The 26,496-nt window shown below is 41.8% G+C and carries 20 protein-coding genes; 10 read left to right on the top strand and 10 right to left on the bottom strand.

The window, feature by feature from the left end:
* Positions 1-305: 305 nt before the first annotated feature.
* Together pckA and ACZM60_RS09990 are read left to right on the top strand one after the other, a co-directional pair.
* Entirely contained in the window at positions 306-1,910 is a 1,605-nt protein-coding gene (pckA, locus tag ACZM60_RS09995; protein WP_340319559.1) for a phosphoenolpyruvate carboxykinase (ATP), read from the top strand.
* A 235-nt stretch (positions 1,911-2,145) separates the two neighbouring features.
* Positions 2,146-2,796, top strand: coding sequence for a nitroreductase family protein (locus ACZM60_RS09990; RefSeq protein WP_489521431.1), 651 nt, complete (start codon positions 2,146-2,148; stop codon positions 2,794-2,796).
* 110 nt (positions 2,797-2,906) lie between these two features.
* On the opposite strand, the gene ACZM60_RS09985 is transcribed toward ACZM60_RS09990, so the two are convergent.
* A complete protein-coding gene (locus ACZM60_RS09985) occupies positions 2,907-4,724 on the bottom strand; it encodes an LTA synthase family protein (RefSeq protein WP_489521430.1) in 1,818 nt (605 codons plus the stop codon).
* A gap of 101 nt (positions 4,725-4,825) precedes the next feature.
* A complete protein-coding gene (locus ACZM60_RS09980; protein ID WP_489521429.1) occupies positions 4,826-5,629 on the bottom strand; it encodes a helix-turn-helix domain-containing protein in 804 nt (267 codons plus the stop codon).
* Between the two features lie 198 nt (positions 5,630-5,827).
* Between ACZM60_RS09980 and ACZM60_RS09975 the strand changes: the two genes are divergently transcribed.
* Genes ACZM60_RS09975 through ACZM60_RS09965 form a run of 3 tightly spaced genes read left to right on the top strand, consistent with a single transcriptional unit; the run spans position 5,828 to position 9,775 of the window.
* Positions 5,828-7,135, top strand: coding sequence for a TolC family protein (locus ACZM60_RS09975; protein WP_021970695.1), 1,308 nt, complete (start codon positions 5,828-5,830; stop codon positions 7,133-7,135).
* 29 nt (positions 7,136-7,164) lie between these two features.
* Positions 7,165-8,202, top strand: coding sequence for an HlyD family secretion protein (locus tag ACZM60_RS09970; RefSeq protein WP_021970696.1), 1,038 nt, complete (start codon positions 7,165-7,167; stop codon positions 8,200-8,202).
* A 10-nt stretch (positions 8,203-8,212) separates the two neighbouring features.
* Positions 8,213-9,775, top strand: coding sequence for a hypothetical protein (locus tag ACZM60_RS09965; protein WP_418586172.1), 1,563 nt, complete (start codon positions 8,213-8,215; stop codon positions 9,773-9,775).
* A gap of 46 nt (positions 9,776-9,821) precedes the next feature.
* On the opposite strand, the gene ACZM60_RS09960 is transcribed toward ACZM60_RS09965, so the two are convergent.
* The 7 genes from ACZM60_RS09960 to ACZM60_RS09930 all read right to left on the bottom strand — a co-directional run bounded on the left by ACZM60_RS09960 (position 9,822) and on the right by ACZM60_RS09930 (position 20,039).
* A complete protein-coding gene (locus ACZM60_RS09960; protein WP_340318810.1) occupies positions 9,822-10,451 on the bottom strand; it encodes a ribonuclease H1 domain-containing protein in 630 nt (209 codons plus the stop codon).
* Positions 10,452-10,577: 126 nt separating this feature from the next.
* On the bottom strand, positions 10,578-12,371 hold the full coding sequence (gene argS / locus ACZM60_RS09955) for an arginine--tRNA ligase (RefSeq protein ID WP_489521428.1): 1,794 nt from the start codon (positions 12,369-12,371) through the stop codon (positions 10,578-10,580).
* A 238-nt stretch (positions 12,372-12,609) separates the two neighbouring features.
* Positions 12,610-13,710 (bottom strand): OmpA family protein, encoded by a 1,101-nt coding sequence (locus ACZM60_RS09950; RefSeq protein WP_489521427.1) that lies wholly within the window; start codon positions 13,708-13,710, stop codon positions 12,610-12,612.
* 28 nt (positions 13,711-13,738) lie between these two features.
* The gene (locus ACZM60_RS09945) at positions 13,739-14,317 is read right to left on the bottom strand and encodes a hypothetical protein (RefSeq protein ID WP_489521426.1); all 579 of its coding nucleotides are present in this window, start codon (positions 14,315-14,317) and stop codon (positions 13,739-13,741) included.
* A 67-nt stretch (positions 14,318-14,384) separates the two neighbouring features.
* Entirely contained in the window at positions 14,385-17,345 is a 2,961-nt protein-coding gene (locus ACZM60_RS09940; protein WP_489521425.1) for a PL29 family lyase N-terminal domain-containing protein, read from the bottom strand.
* Positions 17,346-17,545: 200 nt separating this feature from the next.
* A complete protein-coding gene (locus ACZM60_RS09935; RefSeq protein ID WP_489521424.1) occupies positions 17,546-18,658 on the bottom strand; it encodes a helix-turn-helix domain-containing protein in 1,113 nt (370 codons plus the stop codon).
* A 157-nt stretch (positions 18,659-18,815) separates the two neighbouring features.
* The gene (locus ACZM60_RS09930; RefSeq protein ID WP_418586162.1) at positions 18,816-20,039 is read right to left on the bottom strand and encodes a M16 family metallopeptidase; all 1,224 of its coding nucleotides are present in this window, start codon (positions 20,037-20,039) and stop codon (positions 18,816-18,818) included.
* 209 nt (positions 20,040-20,248) lie between these two features.
* Here ACZM60_RS09930 and ACZM60_RS09925 point away from each other — a divergent pair, with 209 nt between their 5' ends.
* From ACZM60_RS09925 to ACZM60_RS09915, 3 genes are read left to right on the top strand one after another with little or no spacing between them, the layout of a single operon-like run.
* Positions 20,249-20,785 carry an LOG family protein gene (locus ACZM60_RS09925; RefSeq protein WP_418586160.1) on the top strand — a complete coding sequence of 179 codons (537 nt, stop codon included), beginning with the start codon at positions 20,249-20,251 and terminating at the stop codon, positions 20,783-20,785.
* 20 nt (positions 20,786-20,805) lie between these two features.
* Positions 20,806-21,408: an SIS domain-containing protein gene (locus ACZM60_RS09920; RefSeq protein ID WP_340318818.1), complete on the top strand. Its 603-nt coding sequence runs from the start codon at positions 20,806-20,808 to the stop codon at positions 21,406-21,408.
* Between the two features lie 15 nt (positions 21,409-21,423).
* The gene (locus ACZM60_RS09915; RefSeq protein WP_340318819.1) at positions 21,424-22,344 is read left to right on the top strand and encodes a carbohydrate kinase family protein; all 921 of its coding nucleotides are present in this window, start codon (positions 21,424-21,426) and stop codon (positions 22,342-22,344) included.
* Positions 22,345-22,562: 218 nt separating this feature from the next.
* On the opposite strand, the gene mnmA is transcribed toward ACZM60_RS09915, so the two are convergent.
* Positions 22,563-23,690, bottom strand: a complete 1,128-nt coding sequence (mnmA, locus tag ACZM60_RS09910) for a tRNA 2-thiouridine(34) synthase MnmA (protein WP_340318899.1) — start codon at positions 23,688-23,690, stop codon at positions 22,563-22,565.
* A 528-nt stretch (positions 23,691-24,218) separates the two neighbouring features.
* Here mnmA and ACZM60_RS09905 point away from each other — a divergent pair.
* Together ACZM60_RS09905 and ACZM60_RS09900 are read left to right on the top strand one after the other, a co-directional pair.
* Positions 24,219-24,575 carry a hypothetical protein gene (locus tag ACZM60_RS09905; protein ID WP_489521423.1) on the top strand — a complete coding sequence of 119 codons (357 nt, stop codon included), beginning with the start codon at positions 24,219-24,221 and terminating at the stop codon, positions 24,573-24,575.
* Positions 24,572-26,404, top strand: a complete 1,833-nt coding sequence (locus tag ACZM60_RS09900) for a hypothetical protein (protein WP_489521422.1) — start codon at positions 24,572-24,574, stop codon at positions 26,402-26,404. Before ACZM60_RS09905 ends, ACZM60_RS09900 begins: the two co-directional genes overlap by 4 nt.
* Positions 26,405-26,496: the final 92 nt, after the last annotated feature.

The raw sequence follows: 26,496 nt of genomic DNA, 5'->3' as shown, positions 1-26,496 counted from the left end.
ATTGTTTCTTTGAAAACAAACCGGATGCATTGCAAGGATACTATATTGAGGACTCAAAACAACTGGCCTTATTCTAAACTTATCCCGAACTCAGGTATAGTTGCAATGTCGAAATGACAGATTTGTTACACAAGTATAAATCTTTAGTTTATTACGGATTTTTTTCTGTAATAACTTCTTTAGTTTAAAAATAAACTACTACTTTTGTATCGCCAAAGACGAGGGGGCCTGAACTCACTGGTCTATTGGACGGTAAAACGGAAAACTAAACATTTGATATAATAACCAAATTAATCATTTGAACAATGGCAAATTTAGATCTTACTAAGTACGGTATCACTGGAACCGTAGAAATCGTACACAATCCCTCTTACGACGTATTGTTCGCTGAAGAAACAAAAGCTGGTCTGGAAGGTTATGAAAAAGGTCAGGTAACTGAACTGGGTGCAGTAAACGTAATGACTGGTATCTACACTGGTCGTTCTCCTAAAGATAAATTCTTGGTAAAAGACGCTACAAGTGAAAACACTGTATGGTGGACTTCAGAAGAATACAAAAACGATAACAAACCTGTTACTACAGAAACTTGGAACGCTTTGAAAGCTTTGGCTGCAAAAGAACTGTCAAACAAGAAATTGTATGTAGTTGATGGTTATTGCGGTGCTAACGAAGCTACTCGTCTGAAAGTTCGTTTCATCATGGAAGTTGCATGGCAGGCTCACTTCGTAACTAACATGTTCATCCGTCCTTCTAAAGAAGAATTGGAATCATTCGAACCTGACTTCGTTGTTTACAACGCTTCTAAAGCTAAAGTTGAAAACTACAAAGAACTGGGTCTGAACTCAGAAACAGCAGTTGTATTCAACTTGACTACTAAGGAACAGGTTATCCTGAACACTTGGTACGGTGGTGAAATGAAGAAAGGTATGTTCTCTATGATGAACTACTTCAACCCGTTGCGTGGTATCGCTTCTATGCACTGTTCTGCTAACACAGACAAAGAAGGCAAGAGCTCAGCTATCTTCTTCGGTCTGTCTGGTACAGGTAAGACAACTTTGTCTACTGACCCGAAACGTCTGTTGATCGGTGATGACGAACACGGATGGGATAACGAAGGTGTATTCAACTACGAAGGTGGTTGCTACGCTAAGGTTATCAACTTGGATAAGGAATCTGAACCGGATATCTACAACGCTATCAAACGTGACGCTTTGTTGGAAAACGTTACTGTAGATGCTAACGGTAAGATTAATTTCGCTGATAAGAGCGTAACTGAAAACACTCGTGTTTCTTATCCTATCTACCACATCAACAACATCGTTAAACCGGTTTCTAAAGGTCCTCACGCAAAACAAGTTATCTTCTTGTCTGCTGATGCATTCGGTGTATTGCCTCCAGTATCTATCTTGAACGAAGAACAGGCTCAGTACTACTTCCTGTCAGGATTTACTGCTAAGTTGGCTGGTACAGAACGTGGTATCACTGAACCGACTCCGACATTCTCTGCTTGCTTCGGTGCTGCTTTCTTGTCATTGCACCCAACTAAATATGCAGAAGAACTGGTTAAGAAGATGAAGATGACTGGTGCTAAGGCTTACTTGGTTAACACTGGTTGGAACGGAACTGGCAAACGTATTTCTATCCGTGATACTCGTGGTATCATCGACGCTATTCTGGATGGTTCTATCGAAAAAGCTCCTACTAAGACTATTCCTTACTTCGACTTCGTTGTTCCGACTGAATTGCCGGGTGTTGATCCGAAGATCTTGGATCCGCGTGACACTTACGATTGCGCTTGCAAGTGGGAAGAAAAAGCTAAAGACTTGGCTGCTCGCTTCATCAAGAACTTCGCTAAGTTCACAGGTAACGAAGCTGGTAAAGCTTTGGTTGCTGCTGGTCCGAAATTGTAATCAGAACTTAACATTACAAGATAATCAGCGTAAGAGGGTACTCGAAAGAGTATCCTCTTATTTTTTTGTTTTTAGCCTGATGATTGTTGCTGATTTTCTTGAGAAAAAATATTGTAATAGCAGGAAAAAAATTATTTTTATGCGGACTTTAAACGGATGCCTTCAGTAATTTTAGAATTGTTCGTTGGAAAGTTTATAGACGAAACGTTATTGATTGAATAAAAGAATAATGCTTATGAAAAACTTGAAACAAGCAGCTTTGGCTGTATTATTGTTGCCTTTGATGGCTTGTGGCGGCGGAGCACAGCAGCAACAGGCTTCGGCAGAAGCTCCGGCACAGGATAGTGTAAAGAATCAGGTAGTGGAAACAATTATGACACGTCGCAGTATCCGCCAGTATAAGCCGCAGGCGGTAGAACGGGAAAAGATGCAGACCATTGTGGAATGCGGTATCAATGCTCCTAACTCTATGAACCGTCAGGCGTGGGAAGTGCGCGTGGTAGATAATGCTGATTATATTAATGGAGTGACAGAACTGTATAAGAAAGCCAACCCGAAGGCTGCCGAGGACCCGACTTTCAAGAATATGTTCCGCAATGCGCCTACGGTGGTGTTTATCGGTCGTGATACTCAGTCGGAAAGTTCTCCTTTCGATTGCGGACTGCTGGCCGATAATATGATGATTTCTGCTTGGTCTATGGGTATTGGCAGTTGCTGTCTGGGCACTCCGGCACGCTTTATGAGAAGTCCTGAGGCCGCCGAATACTTGCAGAAACTGGGATTCAGCGAAGGATATGAACTGTTATATTGTATCGGCTTTGGCTATCCGGATGAAACTCCTGCTGCAAAGCCGCGTGACGCAGCAAAAGTAAAGTTTGTAGAATAATATTCTGGTATTAAAAAAATAAGGACTCATCGTCAGAACGAATTGTTATCAAACGGTCTGACGATGAGTCCTTTATTACTGTATATAAAGATTGTTTCTTCTATAGCTCGTTATCTTGCACCCAAGTCATCGTAAGAACTTTGCAGGATGGCTTTGCCCCGTAAGATACGATTCTCGTTAGGAGAGGGAGTTTCCTGTACCGGCCGGTCTGCGTTGAGGTCCATGAGTGTAACTCCGGTACTGTCGGCAAAGGCAAAACCTCCTCCAAATGTCCAGTAAGCAAACGGATAAGTATATTCGCTGCCCAATATATTCCGGCTGAAATTGAATTCGCTGTGATCGATATCCAGTTGGGCAAGCAGAGTCGCTGCCAGGTCACTCTGATTCATGAGCTGTTCGATGACCATAGGTTGCTTGACAGCTCCTCCCAGCCAGAGCATCGGGATGTGATGGATACGCGCGTCATGTCCGTTGCCCTCGGCAGGATAGTAGAATCCATGATCAGGCAGACATATAATAAGCAGATTATTCCATATTGGCGTTTTGCGGATACGTTCTACGAACTGACCCAGGCAATGGTCTGTAAATGCAAAAGCATTGGGCTGCTTTTCTTTCAGCTGGTGATAGGGGACTTCGAAAGGTTCATGGCTGCTCAGAGTCAGAAAGGCGGTATGCCAGGGGGAGTCTTTCCGGTCCTTCAGCATCTGGTAGAGGTGATCGAAGGTAATATCATCGTTCACTCCCCACGCGTTCTGGTGCTGGCTCATGGGGAAATCGGTATCGGCAGTAAGTTTTTGATAACCACTTTCCAGCAGATAACTTTTCATATTGGTGAAATTAATGTCACCTCCATACAGGAAGTCGGTATGATATCCTTCTTTTACCAGTTTTCCGGCGATAGAAGGCAAAGTACGGCTCTTGGCTGGTATCTTCATTACCGAAAGGTCTGGAAAGCTCTGGTAGCCGCTAAAGGTACAGATTGTACCTCTGTCGGTACGAAAGCTGTTGGCATAGCAGTTGGTAAACCAGATACCTTCTTTGGACAGACGGTCGATGTTCGGGCTGGCGCCTTTTACACCTCCCAGCGATTCTACCATGGTAGCCCCGAACCCTTCCATCAGGATAATCAGAATATCCGGCCGTTTGGTGTTGAGCAGTTCTACGGTATTTTTCCCTTCGGTGGGATATAAGTCATCGAATAATTCTTTCCGATGCGTTTCATCGAAGAAATTGAACTGCTCGGCGTAGTTCTTAGTCTTTCCGGCTGAGGCTATCAGACTGAAAGCCGGATTGACAGCAGAATGATTCAGAAACTCGTCGTTGCAGAAATATACTTGTCCGATATTTGATGTCGACTCACTTACTCCACCTCGGATGATGATAAACAGTACTCCTCCCAGCAGTAAGGTAGCGATACTTCCTGCTATTCTTTGCTGTGCGGGTGGCAGGTGTCGGGGGGTAACCTTGTATAATATCCATGTGAGAAAGCCCGAAAGCAACAGGATAATAAGTACTCTCAGCAAGATGAATCCGGTAGAAACGCTTGCCATGGCGTTTTTGGGAGAGTCCAGGTATAAGAAGATGGAAGCATCGAGCTTGAAGTTCCAGAACGGGTAAAGGCACATGTCACCTACAAAGATGAGTGATACCAGCAGGCAGATTACGGCGTAGTATCCGGTAAGTATGCTCCGCAACGGAAATTTCTTAAACCAGATGCTGATGAGTACCGCGAGCCATGGAAGAGCTGTAAGGTAACCTGTGGTTGCGGCATCAAGACTCATTCCATGTAGCATGACCTGCAGGTAGCCGATAAACGGAACTGCTCTTCCGGGTGCATCGTTGTAAAGCATGAAGCATGGCTTTTGCAGCATGAAGAACAGTAACATGATAACGAAAAACAGTGCCAGATAGGCGATTCTTTTTTTCATATATTTCTTAGTAAGTTTAATGAAGCAAAGATACATATTTTTGGCTTGCCGACTAAGCCTTCTTCAGATTTGTACCCCGGCTTTTCACTATATTTGTTTTTTCAGACCCCTGTGATATATGCTTTGGGCGACTTACCTGTGATTTGTTTGAATACTCTGTTGAAATTATTGGGTGTATTGAAACCTACTTTATAGGCAATTTCCTGTACCGTGTATTCTCCGTCGGTCAGCAGTTCGATGGCACGTGTAATGCGAAGGTGGTTTACATAGCTGCTGAAGTGGATGCCCGATGTATGAAACAGCCTGCTCAAGTTACGTACTGACAGGTTATATTGTGAAGCAATCTGTTCCATATTCAATTCTTCATGCATGTGATCCATGATATAGTCCAGTATAGGATGAAGCCGGGAGTCGTTGGGTATGACAAGCGTTTTCAGCAATACATCTGCTCCGGGAGTCATTTGTGGAAGCAGGCTGAAGAAGCTCAGTGTAAAATTATATAGATCACTCTGTTCGCTACGAGTAATCAGTTTTCCTTTTGAGGCAATAAACTTCAGGTTCTCTGCGATAATGGTATTGGTACTGTATATTGAAAAACGACTTTTGCAGTCGTCGGGTGTCACATTCAAACTTATGTAGAAGATGATGAGTGAAACTTGTCGGCTGTTGCTGGATAGCTTATGGCTGGCGTTTTCTGGAATCCAGGCAATGTGTTTTTCGGGAACGAAATAGTTGGCGCCTTCAGTTTCCACATGCAGCGTGCCAGATAAAGTGTAGATAATCTGGAATTTTTTATGGACGTGCTCCAGCAGGTTGATTTCTTCCCATCCGGTTCTTTTGATGAGAATATCATCTTGTGTGGAACGTTTGATCAACGAGATGTATTCCTGCTGCTCTGTATTCATGGTTTACTTTTGGCGTATATTGGTAATATTGTTGCGTAATGTGCAAATTCGGAGCAAAAATAAAAGCTTAATTTTGCATGACAAAAAATATAGGTAAGTTTTTAGGATTAAGAGAATAGTGTTTCTCTTGTCGTGGACCAGATGCAGGAATGAGAATTTATTAATCTGGCATCAGTTGCATAAAGGCTAAACAAGTATATGATAAAAAAGGTATTATTAGTTAGTGTTGTTTTTTTAGGTTTATTGGGGAGTGTGTCAGCCCAGACTCGTTTATTGACAGTCGATGAAATGTTTCAACTGGCCGATCAGCACAACAAGAGCATTCGGTTGTATGATTTGGCAGTATCTGAAGCGGAACAGGCAGTAAAAGTAGCTTGCAACGATCGCTTGCCGTCTATTCAGGCGCAGATGGATTTTAAGTACATCGGCGATGGAGTGATGACCGACAGGGACTTTTCCGATGCTGTACATGCTGATATGCCTCATTTCGGCAATTCTTTTGTCGTAAAGGCAAGTCAGGTGGTTTATGCCGGAGGAGCGATAACGAAAGGGATCGAACGGAGCAAGTTGCAGCAACGGCAGGCAGAACTGGAATATGCAGGTAATCGTCAGGACATCCGTTTCCTTCTGGCAGGATATTACCTGGATCTTTTCCAGTTGAACAATCAGAAACGTGTGTATGAAAGTAATATTTCACAAACTCGTTTGCTGGTAAAGGATATGAGAGCATCTTATCGTCAGGGAACAGCATTGAAAAGCGATATTACTCGTTACGAGCTTCAGCTTCAAAGCCTGGAACTTTCATTGACTTCCGTTAAGGACAAGATTGATGTGCTGAGTCATAAGTTGGCAACGGCTATCGGTCTGGAGCCTGGTGTACTGATTCTCCCCGATACAACCGAATTGTTCAAAATCAATGTCGAACACCGGGAAGAAGCCGACTGGTTGCAGGAAATCCCTCACACACCTTCTCTCAAGCTGGCAGATGTGAAAATCAGTCAGGAAAAGAATAAGCTGGAACTGATACGTGCTGAGCGAAGACCGAAGATCAGTCTGGTTGCAGCAAACGATTTTAGCGGTCCTATTCTGGTAGAAGTACCTCCATTGAACAATAATTTTACTTACTGGTATGCCGGTGTAGGTATTTCGTATAATATCGATGCCTTATTCAAAAGCAAGAAAAAGCTGAAGCAGGCACAGATATCTACCCGCAAGATGGAACAGGCGCGTAGACTGGCGGAAGAAGAAGCCGAAAACGATATCCATGCAGCCTACGTTAATCTGAACGAGGCATACATCCGTTTGCGTACGCAGAAAAAGAGTGTGCAGCTGGCACATGAAAACTTTAATATCGTACGTCAGCGATATGTGAACGGACTGGCGCTGATAACCGACATGCTGGATGCCAGCAATACGCAATTGGATATGGAATTGCAGCTGGCAAACTACCAGATAGGTATTTTATACCAGTATTACTTATTGAAAAAACTAACTGGAAATCTCTGATAAGGCTAATAATAAATAAAGAAGACATTATGATAAAAAATAAGAAAAGAGCTATCCCGAATTTTTTTATTGCATTGGTATTGGCGGGAGGAATCAGCTGGGTAGGTGGCAAGTTTATTCATCTGGGCGATGTGGAATATACAGATAATGCACAAGTCAAACAGCATTTAAGTCCGATCAATACCCGCGTACAAGGTTTCATTAAGAAAATCTATTTCGAAGAATACCAGTCTGTAAAGAAGGGGGACACTCTGGTTGTGATAGAAAATACAGAATATCTGTTGAAGGTCGCTCAGGCTGAGGCCGATTATCAGAATGCACTGGCAGGAAAAAGTGCCATGCATACTACTATCAATACAACGCAAAGTAATATTTACGTTACCGAGGCTGCTATCGAAGAACAGCGTGTCCGCCTTCAGAATGCAGAAACCGATTACAAACGTTATGCCGAACTGATGAAGGAAGAGGCTGTGACTCCCCAGCAGTTTGACCGTGTAAAGACCGATTATGCTGCTACCAAGGCCAAATACGAACAGTTGGTACGTCAGAAAGAATCGTCTGAGCTTGTCAAGCAAGAGCAGACCCAGCGTCTGGAGCAAAATGAATCGGATATTAAGTTGGCCGAGGCTGCTTTAAATCTTGCCAAGCTGAATCTGTCGTATACCGTAATATGTGCTACAGCCGATGGCGTAACCGGTCGTAAGAATATTCACGAGGGCGAACTGGTCCAGTCGGGACAAACATTGGTTACCCTGGTAGACGGTACAGAAAAATGGGTAATAGCCAATTATAAGGAAACGCAGACTACCGATATGAAGCAAGGACAGCGGGTAGAAATGAATGTAGATGCCATTCCGGGAGTTACGTACGAAGGACGCATTGTTTCCATTTCAGATGCTACCGGCTCTTTTTATTCGTTGATACCTCAGGATAATTCGGCCGGAAACTTTGTAAAGGTAGAGCAGCGAATACCGGTCCGTATAGAATTTACCGAAAATAACAGCAAAGAGAACCTGAACCGTCTGCGTGCAGGTATGAACGTAGAGTGTTACGTAAAACTACAGTAAGGAGAATAATATGGCAGCAGAACAGCGCCCAAGAATTTTGTATTTTAAAGAATACCTTCCAACCTCGTTGTGTGTATTTCTTTCCATGTTTTTTGCATTGGTCTTTCAGTTCAACGGGGGAGTGTTTCTTCCCACTTCAGTGCAGATGTCAAGTGCACTGGGGTGTCTTAAGGAAGATGTTATGATGGCAGGATATGCCTCCTTTATTGGGATGACGCTTATTTTTCCTATCCTGTTTCGTCTGAAGTTTCGTTTTACTACCCGCCGTATCTTTTTGACAGTATGCCCGGTACTTATCTGTTGTAATCTGGTGACAATGCATGCCGAAAACATATTTGTACTGGTCGTGACGTGTTTTATCTCAGGATTTTTCCGTATGTGGGGTACCTTTGAGTGCTTTTCGAATATTCGTTTGAGTGTAACCCCTTCGGGAAATTTTTCTGTTTTCTATCCGGTCATTTATATTATTGTTCTTGAAAGTATCCAGCTTTCCGGGCTTGTAGCTACGCACATCAGCGACTGGGCGAACTGGCAGTACATGCACTGGCTGGTCATTGGTCTGCTGGCTGTGGTATGGTTTTTCGTATACTTTCTGACTCGTCCTTTCCGTCCCGGGAAAAAATTGCCTTTATACGGTATAGACTGGTTAGGAGGTATTCTGTGGGGAGTTGTATTGTTTTCCATCGTGTTTGTCTGTATCTACGGTGAATATTACGACTGGCTGGACAGTTCACTGATTCGCGCTTGTATTGTGCTGGCAGTGGTGTCGATACTGATAAATATCAACCGCATGACTACCCTCCGTCATCCTTATATAGACCCTCACGTATTCAAGTACCGTCATTTCCCGACCATTCTTTTTCTTTTTCTGATGCTGTGTCTGTTTCTTACGACCTCATCCGTTTTACAGGAAATGTTTATGAGCTCCATTCTGAAGTACGATACATTGAATGCTGTATCCATCAACTGGTGTGTGTTTATCGGCATATTGGCTGGTGCGGGAGTCGTTTTTTACCGTCAGGTTGTTCTGCGGAAAGGATATAAGCTGCTGATAACCGTTGGCTTTATATTAATAGTAGTCTATCAGTATTACATGTATTTTCTGATTGATCCCAATCTGAATATAGAGAGTTTTTACATACCTAATTTCTTGAAAGGGTTAGGGCATGGGATACTTTATATTTCACTGACTATTTATGTAGCCAAGACAGTTCCATTCAAGCATTTCTTTCAGGGACTGTGCGTGTTGAGCTTTATTCGTACCAGTATTGCCACGCCATTAGGCACAGCTATCCTGAACCGCTGGCTCAAATATATGCAGCAGGATAATATCGGCTTGTTAAGCCGTAAAATGGATTTGGTAAAAGAATGGATGCCCGATGTATCTATCCAGCAACTTTATGCCGAAGTAACCCGTCAGACTCTTTTGACGAGTCTGAAAGAGTTGTTTGGCGCAGTGTGTATTGTCGGAACTATCTTTTTGTTCTTCTTGCTTAGTCAGAAGTTCTGGAGAAAATTCTTGAGACTGTTGCGGAGAAACTATCCCCGATATGCCCGTTATCTGGGGCGCTAACAGACTTGTTTGTGCGGTTGGTGAAGTGTTATAGGCAGGCAGAAAGTTATTTTCTGCCGAAATCAGCCGGAACTTCTCCCCACACATCAGTTTCCCATTTACGCAGAGGAGTGGTATACTGATTTTCATTCAGCCACTTTTCTGCCCGTTCTATGAGCTGGAATAATGCTTCCGTTTTTTCCGTACGTTCCAGTTTCGTTTTACATTTTTTCTGTTTTACCCAGTTCAGGGCATTGCGGCTATCGGAATAGATAGGCATATTGATTCCCTTTTGTTTCATCAAAGCCAGTCCGTGTACGATAGCAAGAAACTCTCCGATATTATTTGTCCCATACATCGGTCCGAAATGAAATATTTCTTGTCCGGTCAGCAAATACACGCCTCTATATTCCATTGGTCCAGGATTTCCACTACAAGCCGCATCTACGGCGAGGCAATTAAGATCGAAGTTCTCGGGAATCTTCTTCTCAGATGTTTCTTTTGTTTGTGAATGACTTCCTTTCAGAAAATGATGTGCCGGCGTGGCAAAGGCATGCTCTGCTTCTTCACGGGTAGAGAAAGACTTATATATAGCCCCCTTGTAATTCTTGATTTGCAGCTGGCAGTCGGTCCACGAAGAATATATTCCTGGTTCCACACCTTTCCATACTACATAAAATTTCTGCTGCTTTGCCATAACTTGTCAATAAAGGATACGTTATAAACCAATTCACCACAGATTACGCAGATTCTTACACATAGCGTGCAAAGCCTGTATAATCCGTGGTGAATTATGAAATACTATATTTATTTTGTATTTTGATTACATACGTTCTGGAACCTCAATACCGAGCAGTCCCATTGCCAGCTTAACTACTTTTCCCACATTCTGGCTCAAGGCAAGACGGAATACCTTCAGTGCCTCATTTTCTTCACGCAGAATGCTGAAATCGTGGTAGAACTGATTATATTCCTTTACCAGTTCGTATGCATAGTTTGCAAGAATAGACGGATTATAATCACTGCCGGCCTGACGTACTACGTTTGTAAAATCGGCAAGCATCTGAATCAATCCTTCTTCTTTGGTACTCAGTTCCACACCTGTTGGAATTACAGCAGGGATGGTGATACCAGCTTCTGCAGCTTTACGCAAGATAGACTGGATACGAGCGTAAGTATACTGGATAAACGGTCCTGTATTACCGTTGAAGTCGATAGATTCTTTCGGGTTGAACGTCATGTTCTTGCGTGCATCCACTTTCAGGATGAAGTACTTCAAAGCGCCCAGACCGACAATACGTGCGATGTTGTTTGCCTCTTCCTGAGTCAGTCCGTCCAGTTTGCCCAGTTCACTGCTGGTTTCCTTAGCTGTTTCTATCATAGCCTCCATCAGGTCGTCGGCATCAACAACCGTACCTTCACGGCTTTTCATCTTACCTTCAGGTAATTCTACCATACCGTAAGAGAAGTGAACCAAATCCTTACCCCATTCAAATCCCAGTTTATCGAGCAGAATAGAAAGTACCTGGAAGTGATAATTCTGTTCGTTTCCTACTACATAAATCATTTTGTTAATAGGAAAGTCCTGGAAACGGAGTTTGGCAGTACCGATATCCTGAGTCATATATACAGAAGTACCATCACCACGCAGCAACAATTTATGATCCAGTCCTTCCGGAGTCAGGTCAGCCCATACAGAACCATCTTCCTTGCGGTAGAAAAGACCTTTTTCGAGCCCTTCCAGAACCTTTTTCTTTCCTTCCAGATAAGTTTCTGATTCGTAGTATATCTTGTCGAAGCTGACGCCCATCATTTTATATGTTTCATCGAATCCCGCATAAACCCAGTCGTTCATTTTCTTCCACAACGCACGGATTTCAGGATCATTTGCTTCCCATTTACGAAGCATTTCGCGAGCTTCTTGCATCAAAGGTGACTGAGCCTCGGCTTCTTCCTTGCTCAACCCTTTTTCCATCAGTTCGGCTACTTCAGCTTTATAATGCTTGTCGAAAGCCACGTAATAATCACCAATCAAGTGATCACCCTTCTTGCCCGATGATTCAGGCGTTTCGCCATTACCATATTTCAGCCAAGCCAACATTGATTTGCAGATATGAATGCCTCGGTCGTTTACAATGTTAGTCTTCACAACCTTATTGCCGTTGGCAGCCATGATATTGGCAAGTGCATTACCCAGCAGGTTATTGCGGACATGGCCCAGATGGAGCGGTTTATTTGTATTGGGAGAAGAATATTCAATCATTACCAGCGGTGCATTGTCGGCAACTTTCTGTATTCCCCATTGTGCATCAGCGTGAATGCGATTCAACAGTTCCACCCATACATCCGATGCAATAGTCAGGTTCAAGAATCCTTTGATTACATTATAGCTTGCGATAGCCGGTTCATTCTGTTTCAGATATTCACCAATTTCCTGAGCAGTCTGTTCCGGACCTTTCTTCGACATTTTCAGAAAAGGGAAAACCACGAGCGTAAGATGACCTTCAAACTCTTTTTTGGTTTTCTGCAATTGTACCATTTTAGCAGGAACTTCTGCACCGTACAATTCTTTTACCCCGTTGATGACGGAGGCAGTCAGTTTATCTTCTATTTTCATGTGTATAGCTTAGTGCGTTTGTTATTAGATACTTTCTCGGGCAAAGGTACTAATTTTTCCGGGAAAAACAATCGCGTATGTTCCGTTGCCGTGTAAATAAGGTTGCTCTTCCCGGGTTGAAGTATTCTTTACGTGTAAAAAGCGGGGCTATATGAAAAAAATAAAGGAGTGTCAACACCTCTCAGGGGGAAGAGAGAGCGACACTCCTTTTCGTGTTATGAAGAATTAAAGGGTTCTGTTATTCTGCTATACAGATTGTCACACGGTTTTCTTCGGCCGTGCTAAATGGCTGTACAGTCTCACCTTTGTAATCAACAGTGATACGCTGGCTGTCGATGCCTTTTTCTTTCAGTTGGGCAGCAACGGCTTCGGCACGTTTCTTAGAAAGGCTCATGTTAATATTTGCATTACCGGTCTGCTTGTCTGCATATCCGCAGATCGTAACTTTGCAGTCCGCATGATTCTTCATGAATTCTGCCAGTTTTTCAATCTTCTGTTCTTCTGTCGTCTGAATCTTTGACGAGTTGATAGTGAAGAAGACATTTTCTGTCAGGTTGATTTTTTCTTGTTTTACCGGAGCAGGCTGTTGTACAGGTTTCGGCTCTTCTTTTACAACAGGAGCCGGTTGTGGAGTCGGTTCATAATATACAGGTTCTGTCTTACGAGAAGTCTTTCCGAATTTAATGGTAAATCCGGCAAGTGCATTAAACTGCCAGTCGGCATTTCCTGCTTTCTTTGAGTTGAATTTATCCGACAACACATTTGCGTTCACCTCGATGTTAAAGAACAAGTTCGAGGTCAGTCGCAGATTAGTGCCCAGACCAGCTCTTCCTACTGGACTGATTTTGTTATCTGTCCACAGGTAACGTAAGTCATAGCCTTTGTTAGCCAATGCTACAGCTTCGTCATTGTTGAAAGCTCCGTTCAGACCTACTCCTACAAACATATAAGCATTGAAGAAACGGTCAGGATTATAACGACAGAACAGATTACTCAGATCCAGTGTCGCATCTACATTTCCTTGCAAGTAGTTGTACTTGTAATGTTGATTGCCGGCAGCCCATCCTCCTTTAGCCTGCCAACCACTTATTCCAGCACGCAGTCCCCAGAGCGGTGTAAACTGGTAGCCGCCGTAGATAGCACCAGCTGGCGAGATTAAATCTCCAAATTTAGCTTCACCACGTGTGTGTGCAGCACCGGCTTGTACTTGCATGAACCAGTGAGGAACAAATTCAGTCTTTCCTTCTTCCTTGATTTGCAGACTTGTGTTAGTCTGTGCGAATACAGAAGTCATGCCTATTCCGAGCATAACGGCTGTAAGGTTTCTTCTTAGTTTCATAATCTTATATTTTAGAGGGTTGAATCCTTTAGAATGTTATTTCAGCAGGAGCTACAGAGTTATCTGTAGGACGATTTTGCATGTCTTGGCTGCCTTGTCCTATATTCTTCATGGTAAGATACCATTGATTGTCTATTTTTATAGGATTAAACATTAAGCCTAAAGCTTTAGGTGTATCTTGAGGATTTTCTGATTTTGAGAAATAATCTGATTTTGAGAAATAATAGGTGAATTTTACATCATTATTTCCTTGAGTAGAAAATGTTATCCCTTCAAATTTATAATCTATGACAGGAAATATTTTAAAACGTTTTGTTAATTGGATTTTCTCTTCGTCAGACATTTTACGTAGTTTGGTACCTTCGATTGTGTATAACATATCTAATGCTTGGCTTATACTATCAGCTTTTAATAAATCCATGCATTGGAATGCTATCGTTTTTACATTAGATGTATCGGATGATGAGAGTTCGGAAACAAATTCTGCTTTTGCTTCTCCCCATGATTTAACAGTTTCCTCTTTTTGGGTGTTTTTCTTGTTATTACATGCGCTGAAGCAACATATAATAAAAGATATGTATAAAAGAGATTTTACTAACTTTTTCATAATTTATTGATTTAAAAAAAGGTGTACCCAAAAGGCACACCTTTTTTTATTTTATAATCTTGAAAGATTAGTCGTTTGCGATAGTTGAATCAACTGTTGCTTCAATGACACCTTTCAGTGTACCCCAAGAATATGTAATTTCTACAGGGATTCTTAAATTGAATTTCTGAACGTTACCTTCGTTGTTCTTGTATGTAATCTTAGTTGTATTCAACATCTTAACATCATTCATTGATAATGTTACTGATGTATTAGGTGTATAACCTTCAACATATAATTGCAATTTGTTTGTAACATTCTTAACTACTTCCCATGAACCTGTTAAGTTACATTCAGCATTTTCGATGTCAATCTTAATCTGATCGAGCCAATAGTAGTCATACAAGTTACAGCCGTTTTCAACAGCGCTCTTATAGTTACCGCTAGTTCCAGCAATCAACATCTTATCACGCCAGTCTTGCAATTTAAACAAATCACCTAAAACTACGCTTGAACCATTAGCCTGAGCATCTACAAATTTAGCATTGTCACCTGGCAAAATATCTACAGGACGTAAGAAACGTACTTTAAATGCATCTTTACCCAAAGCCAAGTCGCAATCATCATAAGTAGCTACAACTTCAACATTTGCATAGCAAAGCGGAGTATTGTGGTCGTACATATTCAGAATTTCTTCTGCGATTTTGTCATGAGTGTAGTCTAATGTACCATCAGAAGCAATTTGAGCAATTATTGCACCGCCCATAACCAATTTTGTAGGATCTGTTGCATGGCGAGACAATTGATATTGACCAATCTTTGGTTGTTCTTTAGCAAATTCATAGTGATATTTAGTACCTAATTTTGCTAAATCATATGATGCATTCTGTGCTGCGGTAGTCGGAGTTATAACTACAGCGTTTCCTTTGAAGTTATCATCCAAATCTTTAGCATATTCGAATACATCTCTATTAGTGATACCTGCAGTAGTAGGACGTGGTACGTTCATACGAACTGTATCTCTCTTAGCAACTTCTGACTGGTCACCTGGATACCAATATTCTTTAATCTTTTCGCCGAATGTTACTTCTGGCTTATCAAGAACTGTGGTAGTTAAACCGATATATACCAAATTGTGATCTTTGTCTACTTTAGACTGGAAGCAAGCATATAATGTAACTGCATGTCCAGTTTCGTTGTAAACAGCATCCATCTGGTTGAAGTTTGCAGTCCATTTGATAATATCGTTAGTTGTTGAAACATTCCAATCTGAACCCAGTGACATTACTCCATACTTGTTGTTTTGAACCAAAACAAACTTATTGTTTTCTTTTACGTATGTTTCGTTTGCCTTCAAAGTATAAGTCTTAACGAAGTCATCCTTAGTCATGCCAAGTTCTTCGATAATCTTACCAGACATGTCATCCCACTTGATACCACATTCGAAACCATCACATACATAAGGCTTAGTAAAGTCTTTTACGACGATTTCTTTAGTACTGATTTCCTTAACGATATCAATCTTGATGTAACCAGCTAAAACGACATCACCCTTTTCATTAACAAGTTTAACGATAACTACAGGTTCACGACCTACAGCAGAAATACCTGTTGTTGAAGTTTTGTCATCAGGACAAGCTACAGATTCACCTTGGTCATTAACATAGCAAGGAGTGAATTCACCTGTCAGCTGATCAACTTTACCATACTTATTTTCTTCTGTATTGTTTGTTCCTGTTGTATAGCTAAGCATTTCGTATTCGAAGTGTAATCCGAATTGCTTTGCACGTTCGTATGACATTACTTGATGTTCACCACCAGTAGCTGCTTTCCAGTCTGCCTGTATGTAGTGGATATTCAGCAAGTCACTTAAGTTTACGCTACCACCATTGTATTGTACTGCTACACTACCTTCTTCTTCAACAGCCAATTTACCAGTATTGTACAAATCGTAATTATCTGGCATCTTAGTTGTTTTCTGTTTAAATGCAATAGCCTTTAAAGTTCTTACGGCAGGAACGATTGCTGCGTAGTCTGATGTAATAGTAGTATCATTACCCAATTCAACTTCCAATGCCATTACAGAAATCTTGTCAGCACCAGCAGTTTCTAACAATTGCGGATTTGCGATTTGATAACCAACTTTCAAATCTCCGTCTTCTGTCTTTTCATTGTAGTTATTATAGTTTATGCTAACACCTTCTGCACGGGTTGTAATCATTTCTGGATTATTATAAAGGAAGCGGAAGTCTGCATCTTTAACCTGTGCACTTGTTGGGTTCAAATGGTAAACTACTGTATCATTTGCACCGATATTATATACGGCAGTTGCTATATTATCCCATGCATTCTTAGCAGGAATAGTAAATGTAGCTCCTGTTGATGATGTACCAGTTGCAGAACCATTAGCTTGCAAATAGTTACCGCTAATGTATGGATAGCGAGTACCTTCTACACCATCCAAATACAATGATGGAGTAAATACCAAACCTTTCAAAGCTGTACCTAAGTTAATTTTCAGAACTCCGTTATGGTCTTTAACTCCATAAACCAACAAAGCTTCGTTTTCTGTATCCCATACAGCTGTCATCATGCCTTCTGGAGCCCATTTAACATCAGTTTTTTCAGGAGCGCTTTCAGTACCATCAGCAGCAACATTTACTACATACCAGTAACCATCTTCATTTGGTATGTAATATTTGCTAGGAGCTGTAGTTCCGTCACCTCCAGGTTGTCCTGGTTCTCCCGGTTCACCTTGTTCTCCTTTTTCTCCTCTTGATGGTTTACCTGTGTCTACTCCATCAATAAACCAGTTACCGTTATCACCAATAGTTACTACAGAACCAGCAGCTCCATCCTTACCATTTTCCAATGTAAATGAATTGCCATCGCTCAAAGTAACCTTTACTCCGTTCTCGACAGTCTGTACATCTGTGATTACAGCACCGGCATTGATTTTGTCTTGAAGTTCCTTTACAGTCTGTTCGACAGCTGTAACGCGGTTGTTCAAGCTATCAATGTCATCATCGTAATCAGAGCAAGATACCATTCCCCCTGCAAGAAGCACGCTTCCTAATACAAGGGCTCCATAGAATTTTTTCTTCATACTTTTAATTAATTAATGAATGATAATTGATAATGTTCTTTACTATATCGCTTTTTATTTTATTTACAAATTTACTCGCAAAGGCGGTGCCTATGCTTGTCTATTTGTATATAATTGTGTATTTTTTGACAAAAAGGTAAAAATTAACTTTTTTCTTTTGGAGGGCGGTGATCTTTCTTCCAAACCGAAGGCGGAATGCCCTCTTTTAGTTTGAATTGCTTGCTGAAATGCGCCTGGTCGGCAAATCCTACCATTTCGGCAAGGTCGCTCAGATTTATGTCGGGTGATTGTATAATTTTTTGCTTGGCTTCTTCTATGCGGAGGTCGTTTACCCAACCATTGAAATTTGTCTGATAGGTTTCGTTGATGTAATTTGACAAATATGTACGATTTACACCTATTTCACGGCTTAAATCTTGAATGGTAACTCCAAGTTTTAGGTATCCTTTGCTCTCTTCCCATTGCGTGATTTTCTCTTTTATGACATCGTTGTTCTGACCGTGCCTTTTTTCTTCTGAGTGATGCTGCTCTGCAGGTGCCGCAGCCGGAACGGCTGGCTCTTTATTAACTGACGGTTCATTGGAAACTATTATGCTGTAATTATGATATTGTATACCCAATGAAATAAAGAAGACTGTATAGCAGAGGGTAAATATTTGCAGGTAAATATAGTTGGGGTATATTTCGGCTACGATTCCCATTACACCTATTATAAAGGCGGCAGCCCATGTCCGAAGCGGGTATTTTTTCAGGTTTGCTGCTTCGATGCTTTTCCCTTTTAGTAAGATTTTGGTAATGTGTATATAGATGATTGTGTAAAAAATAAATTGTATTACGTAGCATGAAACCAGGATATAGTAAAACCATTCTCCGGGCTTACCCTCGGCCATAAATATATATATAATGTTTGCTGCGCATAGTAAAGCGGTGTAAAAGACCTGATGCCTGAGAAAATTTTTTAGCCTCTCTCTCTCGTAAAGTGGATATACGAATATCCAAAATACCAGCAAAGTTTCTACTGGCAGGATGAGCTGGATGAAATAGCTCTTACCATATATATTTAAAGAGCCTCCTGCAAAGGCAAATGATAAAGCAGATATACCTAATATCAGGGAGGCTATTTCTACTAAGATGTAGCCTTTCTGGTAATTTTTCTTATTATTATTCTTGGGTATGGCCGAATAATGTAAGAATATAGCAGTAAGTATACAGCATATTCCAGATGTGATTTCAAGTACAGATACGTTGTCCTCCATAATGTTCTTTATAAATAGATAGAATCTATTAACTTTGATTACGAGACAAATTTATGAAATATGTCTGTATGACAAAAATTTTTTATTTGTCAAATTTCGTGTTTTGTCTAAATTTCTGTACTATTTTGATGAATCGACAAAAATAAATCGTAATGTTTCATTTATATGTTAAGGTAGACAAGTAATTTTCGGAAAACATCTCGTTTGAGATTTGTAAAAGTTGCGAAGATGTCAGTGCTTCGATTCGTTGAAATATTTCTTCTTTCTCTTCGTAACGTTTGTAGTGAAGAAAGCATTTTGCCATATCGAGGGCATTGTTTTCAAAATTGTCGCTTGCCACTCCGATTTGTCCGATGATTTGTTTTTTGGCAGCATGTAGTTGGGTGGAGGTCAGAGCATGGTCGCATAACTTTTTCAGTTCCTTATGTACAAGTTCCGTACAATAGTCGGCATCTTCCTGGTCGCAGCCAAAATAGATACAGAATGTTCCGGTGTCTGTATAAGCTGTCAGGTTCGATTCTACCGTATATACCAGTCCTCGTTTCTCGCGTAACGATACGTTCAGCCGGCTGTTCATGCCGGGACCTCCCAATATGTTGTTGAGCAGGTAAAGGCCTGTGCGTCTTTCATCGTATGCGTTATATCCTCGTCCGCCAATCATGACGTGTGCCTGATGAGTATCTTTATGTGAAACGAGTTGTCGGGGCTGATAGGGCAGAGGAGCTTGCCGCTGGTAGCCTTCTACTTCTGAGAATGGAATTCCTGCTGTCGCCTTTTCTACGGTTCGTACAATGCGCTTGAAATCTATGTCGCCTTGTACAAAGAAGACCATATTGGTAGGTTTATAGTATCTCCCTACAAAACGGAGGGCATCCTGGCTGCCGAAACGGCGCAATTGTTCCGGTTCCCCCAAAATGTTGCGTCCTAAGGGATGGTCAGGAAAGATCAGTTCTTCGAAGTCGTCGAATATTAGTTCTGCCGGACTGTCTTCGTAGCTTTGGATTTCATCGATTATGACTTCTACCTCTTTGGCTATTTCCTGTTGGGGAAAGGTACTGCTGAATACGATGTCGGTCAGTAGTTCTACCGCACGGGCAAAATGCTCTTTCAGGAAGGCGCTGTATATGACGGTTTCCTCCTTATTAGTATATGCATTCAAATCGCCTCCTACATTTTCCATACGGTTCAGGATATGCCATGCACGCCGCTTGCGTGTTCCTTTAAATATAAGGTGTTCCACAAAATGTGCCATACCTTGCTCGTCGGGATATTCGTCGCGTGTACCGGCATCGACGGCGAATCCGCAATAAGTAACATTGGTAGTACTTGGAGTATGTATAATGCGTAACCCGTTGGGCAGAATAAAGGTATTGTATGGCATGAGTTTTTTCTTTGAGTCGATTTTCGATACAAAAATACAATAATACTTATTGTCGTAACTGAAAAAATACGGATATTTGCAAGAATATTGATTCTCTCACTGCCGGTTGCATCAGTTGTCTGGTAAATTTTTTAGTTGTGTATAGGCTGAACTATAAGATTTTTGCATGTATCTGTGTAAACAGGCAGTGTGGCTTAACGTAAAGTATTATGAATAAAATTGCGATATTCTGTTCTGCATCCGATCACATTGATGCGGTTTATGCTGAAAAAGCAGCGGAGGTGGGAGCCTGGCTGGGGCAGACCGGCAAGTGGCTGATTTATGGCGGCTCGAATACCGGACTGATGGATGCCGTTGCCCGCGCTGCAAAAGAGCATGGTGCCATGATTATGGGCGTAGTTCCTACTAAACTTGAGGAGAGGGGGATGGTAAGCGATCTGCTTGATGTGACGTTTCGGGCTGTCAATCTGAGCGACCGGAAAGATATTATGTTGCAGGAAGCCGACGTAGCTGTTGCATTGCCCGGAGGCGTGGGAACATTGGATGAAATTTTTCATGTTATGGCTTCGGCCACTATAGGGTATCATGAAAAGAAAGTGATATTCTATAATGTGAACGGTTTCTGGAACGGAATTATCGATTTTCTCGGAGGACTGGAAACGCAGCATTTCGCACATCGTCCTCTGAAGAATTACTTTGCTGTAGCAAATACTTTCGACGAACTGAAGCAATTATTGAATTCTTAATTTACTAAATACATCTTAATATGATTTCATCTATTCACGAACTGTTGCAGCGCGAAGCGCAAGCTGTATTGAACATTCCCGTAACAGATGCATACGAGAAAGCGGTTGCACTGATTGTAGAGCAAGTACATCGCAAAAAGGGTAAACTGGTAACCAGCGGAATGGGCAAAGCAGGACAGATTGCTATGAATATTGCCACGACTTTTTGTTCTACGGGCATCCCTGCCGTATTTCTTCATCCGAGTGAGGCGCAGCATGGCGACCTGGGTATTTTGCAGGAAAACGATTTGCTGCTTCTGATTTCCAATTCTGGAAAGACACGTGAGATAGTGGAGTTGACCGATCTGGCTCATCGCCTGAATCCGTCGTTGAAAAAGATTGTCATTACCGGAAATCCTGTCAGTCCGCTTGCTGAGGCTGCCGATATTTGTCTGGCTACCGGACACCCGGACGAGGTGTGTCCGCTGGGCATGACTCCTACTACTTCTACTACCGTAATGACGGTTATCGGCGATATACTGGTGGTGGAAACTATGAAGCAGACCGGATTTACCATAGAAGAATATAGCAAACGTCATCATGGGGGCTATCTGGGTGAACGTTCCCGTGCGCTGAGTAAATAATGTAAAGGGTGGCTTATGAGAAAGGTTATCGGTATTGGAGAAACGATTCTTGACATCCTGTTCCGTGACGGACAGCCGCAGGCTGCGGTTCCGGGGGGATCGGTCTATAATGCCATGATTTCGCTGGGGAGGATGGGGCAGAATGTCACCTTCATCAGTGAAACGGGAAACGACCGTGTGGGAGAAATGATTCTGGCAAATATGCGTGATAATGGAGTAGATACGGCAAACGTAAATGTGTTTCCGGAAGGGAAATCGCCTGTGTCACTGGCTTTTCTTAATGAGCGCAACGATGCTGAATATATTTTCTATAAGGATTATCCGCGGCAGAGGCTGGATGTGAATATGCCCGACGTTTCGCGGGATGATATTATCATGATAGGATCGTATTTTGCCGTTACGCCTGTATTGCGCGACAAGGTAAAGGAGTTGCTCGACAAGGCGCGTGACGCGGGAGCCATTGTTTATTATGATGTGAATTTCCGCAGTACCCATGTCAATGAGGCGATAAAGCTGATGCCTACCATTATAGAAAATTTTGAGTATACAGATATTCTGAGAGGTTCGACGGAGGATTTTCAGAATATGTTCCGCCAGCCGGATGCAGACAAGGTTTATCAGAATCATGTAGCTTTCTATTGTCCGAACTTTATCTGCACGGATGCTGATGGTGATGTGCGTCTGCGTACAAAAAATGTATGCAAGGATTATCCGGTTACTCCTCTGAAAGCTGTCAGTACGATAGGGGCCGGTGATAATTTTAATGCAGGAGTTGTATACGGATTGCTGAAGTACCGTGTCCGTCGGGATGATTTGGCGGAGTTGGGTGAAGAGGACTGGGATGCCATTATCCGTTGTGGAATGGATTTCAGTGCGGATGTGTGCAAGAGTGTGAACAATTCTGTATCGAAAGAATTTGCCGATTCGTATCGTTGATGCTGGAATATGAATTATTTTTTGTACAAAAGAAAAAAACTTTTGTACAAAAAATAAGAAAACGTCGGGAGGTTTTTGTCGAAATCTCCTGACGTTTCTTTTGTATCGTTACGGGCTTTGTATTCTGTGCTCTTTATCCGTAATGAAATGTTGTACCTTGCCGGCGGTGGACGCGGTATGGTAGTTGCCGGTAGAGAAGCAGATAAAGGGTACAGAAGTTAGAACTTTTCTTCGTTTTCGGCTGCAAGCTTCTTGATAGCCTGCTGAAAGGCAATGAATCCTCCTCCTAAAACTCTTCCGCCATCGTAGAATACAGCCGATTGTCCCGGGGTTATGGCCGAGGCTTCTGCTTCGAATTTTACCAGCAGGTGTGAGTCGTCGAGCTGTACGATGCGGCAGGGAATGGGACGGCTGCGGTATCGGATGCGTACGGAAAGGTTCGTGCATTCCAGCAATTCTTTCATGTCTATTACGTTAATATCTTCAACCAGCATGTATCCGGCTTTCAGTTGTTCTGCGTCGCCCAGCATGACGGTATTTTTTGCCGGATTTATTTTAAGGACGTATGCCGGACGTCCCAGAGCAATTTCCAGTCCTTTGCGTTGTCCGATAGTGTAGTAGGCAAATCCTTTATGTTGTCCGAGTTTTAATCCTTTACTGTCGACAAACCATCCCGGTCCTATTCGTTGGTCGATGTCCGGACAATGTTCTCTCAGAAATTCCCGGTAGTCTTTGTCGATAAAGCAGATTTCCATGCTTTCGCCTCCGCGCGCTTTGGCTTCGAAGCCTTTGCCGGCAAGGTAATCTCGTACCTCAGCCTTGGTCATGCCTCCCAACGGGAATACCATCCGCTTTAATATTTCCTGCGGCAGTTTCCAGAGAAAGTAGGACTGGTCTTTTGTTGCATCGTCGCCGGTAACAATATAACGATGTCCGTTCCGGTCTTCCAGACGGCAGTAATGGCCGGTTGCAATCTGCGCACATCCGGTTCGGTCGGCCCATTCGCACAGGATACGTTCCTTGAACAGCGGATTGCACATGACACAGGGATTCGGTGTACGTCCCTTCATGTATTCGTCGATAAAGTACCGGACGATTACGTTGCGGAACTCTTCACGGACATCGGCTACATGATGCTCTATGCCCAGTCGCTTGGCCAGTGCCTGTGCTTCCAGTATTTCATCGGGTTGTTCCTGATGGGGAGTAGAAAAGTGAGAGGGGATATCCCATGTTCTCATGGTTACACCTACAACTTCGTAACCTTGTTCTTGTAGCATGATGCAGGTGGCAGAGCTGTCTATTCCTCCACTCATGCCTACCAGTATTCGCTTTTCTTTATTCATGATAAAATTTACTGCTGTTTTGTATTCGACAAAAATAAAAATAAAAACAGAAATCTTTTGCCGATGTTTGTTGGAATCTGTCCTTATAAATATTGTATAACAATTCGTTTAACTTATTTTACATATTGTAAAAACCTTGCATAAGATTAAGCTCTTTTAGACTTTTAAGTGAATTATGATTTTTCTATTAAAAAGTGAAAATGATATTAACTCTTATTTGAGTTAAATAAAACTATATGTTTTGTGGTTTCTATTTTGTTATTAATATCTGTTTTTTTGTTGTCAAAATGTTATGATAGGTGGTGTATTTTGTGTGATATTAATCCATTATATTTGCTCTATATACAATATTTGTTCCTGCAATATTATTTTGAACTTTTTTCATAATTTATTTTATTTTTCCAATCTCTTGTCTATTTTTGCATTTCAGTTAACAACAATTAGTTGATAGGGAGAATGCTTATTTGGCAAAATCTAAACTTTTAAGAGAGAGCGTTTTTGATTTATATTAATTAATTAAAATTCTTTTTTATGAAGAAATTTAAATTTTCAGTCTTATTGGCCTCAATGTTTTTCCTGGTTGTATTGGGAGGATGTAGTGGCAATGACGAAGAAGTAACTCCTCCGGGTGAGGGACCGGAATCTGAAGTAACTATTGAGATTAAAAGTGCAGATGGAGATGAGAGTAGTGCTATCTATGCAACTTCTGCCAATATTTCCCTGAATTTGGCGGGAGTTGATTCTTATACTTATCTGGTAAAAGAAGGTAGTGTTGACGAAGCTGACTTCCCCGATGCTGAAGTAATGTTCGCTGATGCCGAAAGAGAAGGAGGTAATGGCGTCTTTACTGCAACAGATGGTGAAAACATATTGCACTGTATGGCTTGAACGGAGATACAGAATATACAGCTATTCTGGCTTTCAAGGTGGGCTCGGAATATCAGGTGAAAGGATTTGAATTCAAGACTCCTGCTTATTCCAGACGTATTACTGTAATTTCTGCAACTCGTGATGAAATTAAATTCCATATCGAAATGCCTTCCGATAAATATTATAAGTGGGTGTTTGCCGATGCGTTGAATTATAATTCGATGAAGGATCAGTTCTTGCAGACTGACATTGATTTTCTGAAGAATCCGGCTACGGGTATTTCTTCTGGTCCGCAGGATATCACTGTAACCAATGGTGAGTTGATGGTTCCGGGTGATGAGAACTGGGGAACTTGGGAAGTTCATCAGGGTACAGCTTATGTCATTCTGGTTGGTGAATGTGATGTGGATGGCAATCTTGATTATGAAGTTGATTATGGCGGAGGCGGTATTATGTGGAGTCAGGTTCTTGCGCCAACCGTAGGCGACTATTCAGAAGAATGGTCCGACGAATATGTAACTTTCAACGGCTTGTATGCCAAACAGATGGTATATGCTCAGGGAGCAGAACAGGTGGATGCAAAGGCTACAGTTTCGGTTCTGAAGAAAAATGAATCTAAACTGAAAGTGTCTATCACTCCTCCGGAAGGTGCATTGAGCTATGGTATCTTTATGGCTTCGGATGACGATTATCAGAAAATGATTCAGTTTGTAGGTGAACAAGGTATACCAGCAATGGTTTTCAATGAAAGTACTCCACTGGTAGAGCCGCAGGAAATTGAATATACTGGTCTGGAAATCGGAAAGAAGTATCATTTGTTCGTTACATCTAATTTTGCGGATGACTATTCTAAACAGAGCTTCCAGGATGAAGTATATGAAATTGTAGAATCTACTAAGCCTGATGTGCAACTGACGGTTGTAGGCAACGTAGAAAAAGATCAGCCTTATAAAGTTAGTTATACAATTAAGGCTCCTAACGGCGATTGCAGAGGCATTCGTTATGTAGAGAACTCTATGTCGGAATGGAATTCTTCATTACGTCCTGAATATGGAATGGATGAAAAATATTATCTGACAAATTATGGAAAGGATGTTGTATCAGCTGATGTAATAGAGGCTATTAACAGTGCCGAAGGATATAAGATGTACTTCGATTCATATCCGGAAGAAGAAAATATGTTGGCTGTACAGGCATATAATGAAGATGAAGATTTGTCCGAGCCTTATATGGCAAAGGCAACCGCTGTAGCCGATTTTGGTACTCCGGTTGATGCTGACGGACAGGCTGTATTGAATGCATTGTGTGGTACATGGAATGCTACATTCAATCAAGTAGCTACTGATGGTAGTGTAAAGGCTGTTACTTTCCCGATTGAATTTGCCAGAGAACCGGAAGATGCAGGCGAATATCCGGATTATGAAGGATTGGTTCAGACTATCATGAAAATGAAAGGCATGACCGAAGAAGAGGCTAAGATTTATATCGATGAAGAGAAAGCCAACTATATTGAAGCACGCGAAAAACAGATTAATCTGTACAAGATGAAAAATCGTGTGGTTGGACGTATGAAGGGTAGTTTCCCTCACCAGTATGCCAGCCCATGGGATTTGTTCAATAATGCTTCTTATACTGCAGTGGATGCAGATGACTTGTTCTTCGATTACGGACCGAAGATTTTCTTCGAAGTAGTGCCTGTAGAAGAAAACGGACAGACTAAATATGCTGTAATTCTGAGTGCATCTAACGTGTTCTCTGTTCCGCCTGTAAGTAACTGGAGTGCACCGTTCGTTTACTATGTTTTAGGCTATGACAGTAAGACTGGAAGCGTTTACTATAGTACCTGAGTTCGGGATAAGTTTAGAATAAGGCCAGTTGTTTTGAGTCCTCAATATAGTATCCTTGCAATGCATCCGGTTTGTTTTCAAAGAAACAATAA

The sequence above is a fragment of the Phocaeicola sp. genome (assembly GCF_057861905.1).
This window is presented reverse-complemented; position numbering and strand designations above follow the sequence as displayed.

Excerpts from the sequence above, each read along its gene's own strand:
- ACZM60_RS09915 (WP_340318819.1), top strand. The coding sequence starts at position 21,424 with ATGAGAAAGGTTATCGGTATTGGAGAAACGATTCTTGACATCCTGTTC.
- ACZM60_RS09950 (WP_489521427.1), bottom strand. The coding sequence starts at position 13,710 with ATGAAACTAAGAAGAAACCTTACAGCCGTTATGCTCGGAATAGGCATG.
- ACZM60_RS09930 (WP_418586162.1), bottom strand. The coding sequence starts at position 20,039 with ATGCCATACAATACCTTTATTCTGCCCAACGGGTTACGCATTATACAT.
- ACZM60_RS09990 (WP_489521431.1), top strand. The coding sequence starts at position 2,146 with ATGAAAAACTTGAAACAAGCAGCTTTGGCTGTATTATTGTTGCCTTTG.
- argS (WP_489521428.1), bottom strand. The coding sequence starts at position 12,371 with ATGAAAATAGAAGATAAACTGACTGCCTCCGTCATCAACGGGGTAAAA.
- ACZM60_RS09935 (WP_489521424.1), bottom strand. The coding sequence starts at position 18,658 with ATGGAGGACAACGTATCTGTACTTGAAATCACATCTGGAATATGCTGT.
- ACZM60_RS09980 (WP_489521429.1), bottom strand. The coding sequence starts at position 5,629 with ATGAATACAGAGCAGCAGGAATACATCTCGTTGATCAAACGTTCCACA.
- ACZM60_RS09945 (WP_489521426.1), bottom strand. The coding sequence starts at position 14,317 with ATGAAAAAGTTAGTAAAATCTCTTTTATACATATCTTTTATTATATGT.
- ACZM60_RS09920 (WP_340318818.1), top strand. The coding sequence starts at position 20,806 with ATGATTTCATCTATTCACGAACTGTTGCAGCGCGAAGCGCAAGCTGTA.
- ACZM60_RS09905 (WP_489521423.1), top strand. The coding sequence starts at position 24,219 with ATGAAGAAATTTAAATTTTCAGTCTTATTGGCCTCAATGTTTTTCCTG.
- ACZM60_RS09975 (WP_021970695.1), top strand. The coding sequence starts at position 5,828 with ATGATAAAAAAGGTATTATTAGTTAGTGTTGTTTTTTTAGGTTTATTG.
- ACZM60_RS09940 (WP_489521425.1), bottom strand. The coding sequence starts at position 17,345 with ATGGTATCTTGCTCTGATTACGATGATGACATTGATAGCTTGAACAAC.
- ACZM60_RS09960 (WP_340318810.1), bottom strand. The coding sequence starts at position 10,451 with ATGGCAAAGCAGCAGAAATTTTATGTAGTATGGAAAGGTGTGGAACCA.
- pckA (WP_340319559.1), top strand. The coding sequence starts at position 306 with ATGGCAAATTTAGATCTTACTAAGTACGGTATCACTGGAACCGTAGAA.
- ACZM60_RS09970 (WP_021970696.1), top strand. The coding sequence starts at position 7,165 with ATGATAAAAAATAAGAAAAGAGCTATCCCGAATTTTTTTATTGCATTG.
- ACZM60_RS09985 (WP_489521430.1), bottom strand. The coding sequence starts at position 4,724 with ATGAAAAAAAGAATCGCCTATCTGGCACTGTTTTTCGTTATCATGTTA.
- ACZM60_RS09965 (WP_418586172.1), top strand. The coding sequence starts at position 8,213 with ATGGCAGCAGAACAGCGCCCAAGAATTTTGTATTTTAAAGAATACCTT.
- ACZM60_RS09925 (WP_418586160.1), top strand. The coding sequence starts at position 20,249 with ATGAATAAAATTGCGATATTCTGTTCTGCATCCGATCACATTGATGCG.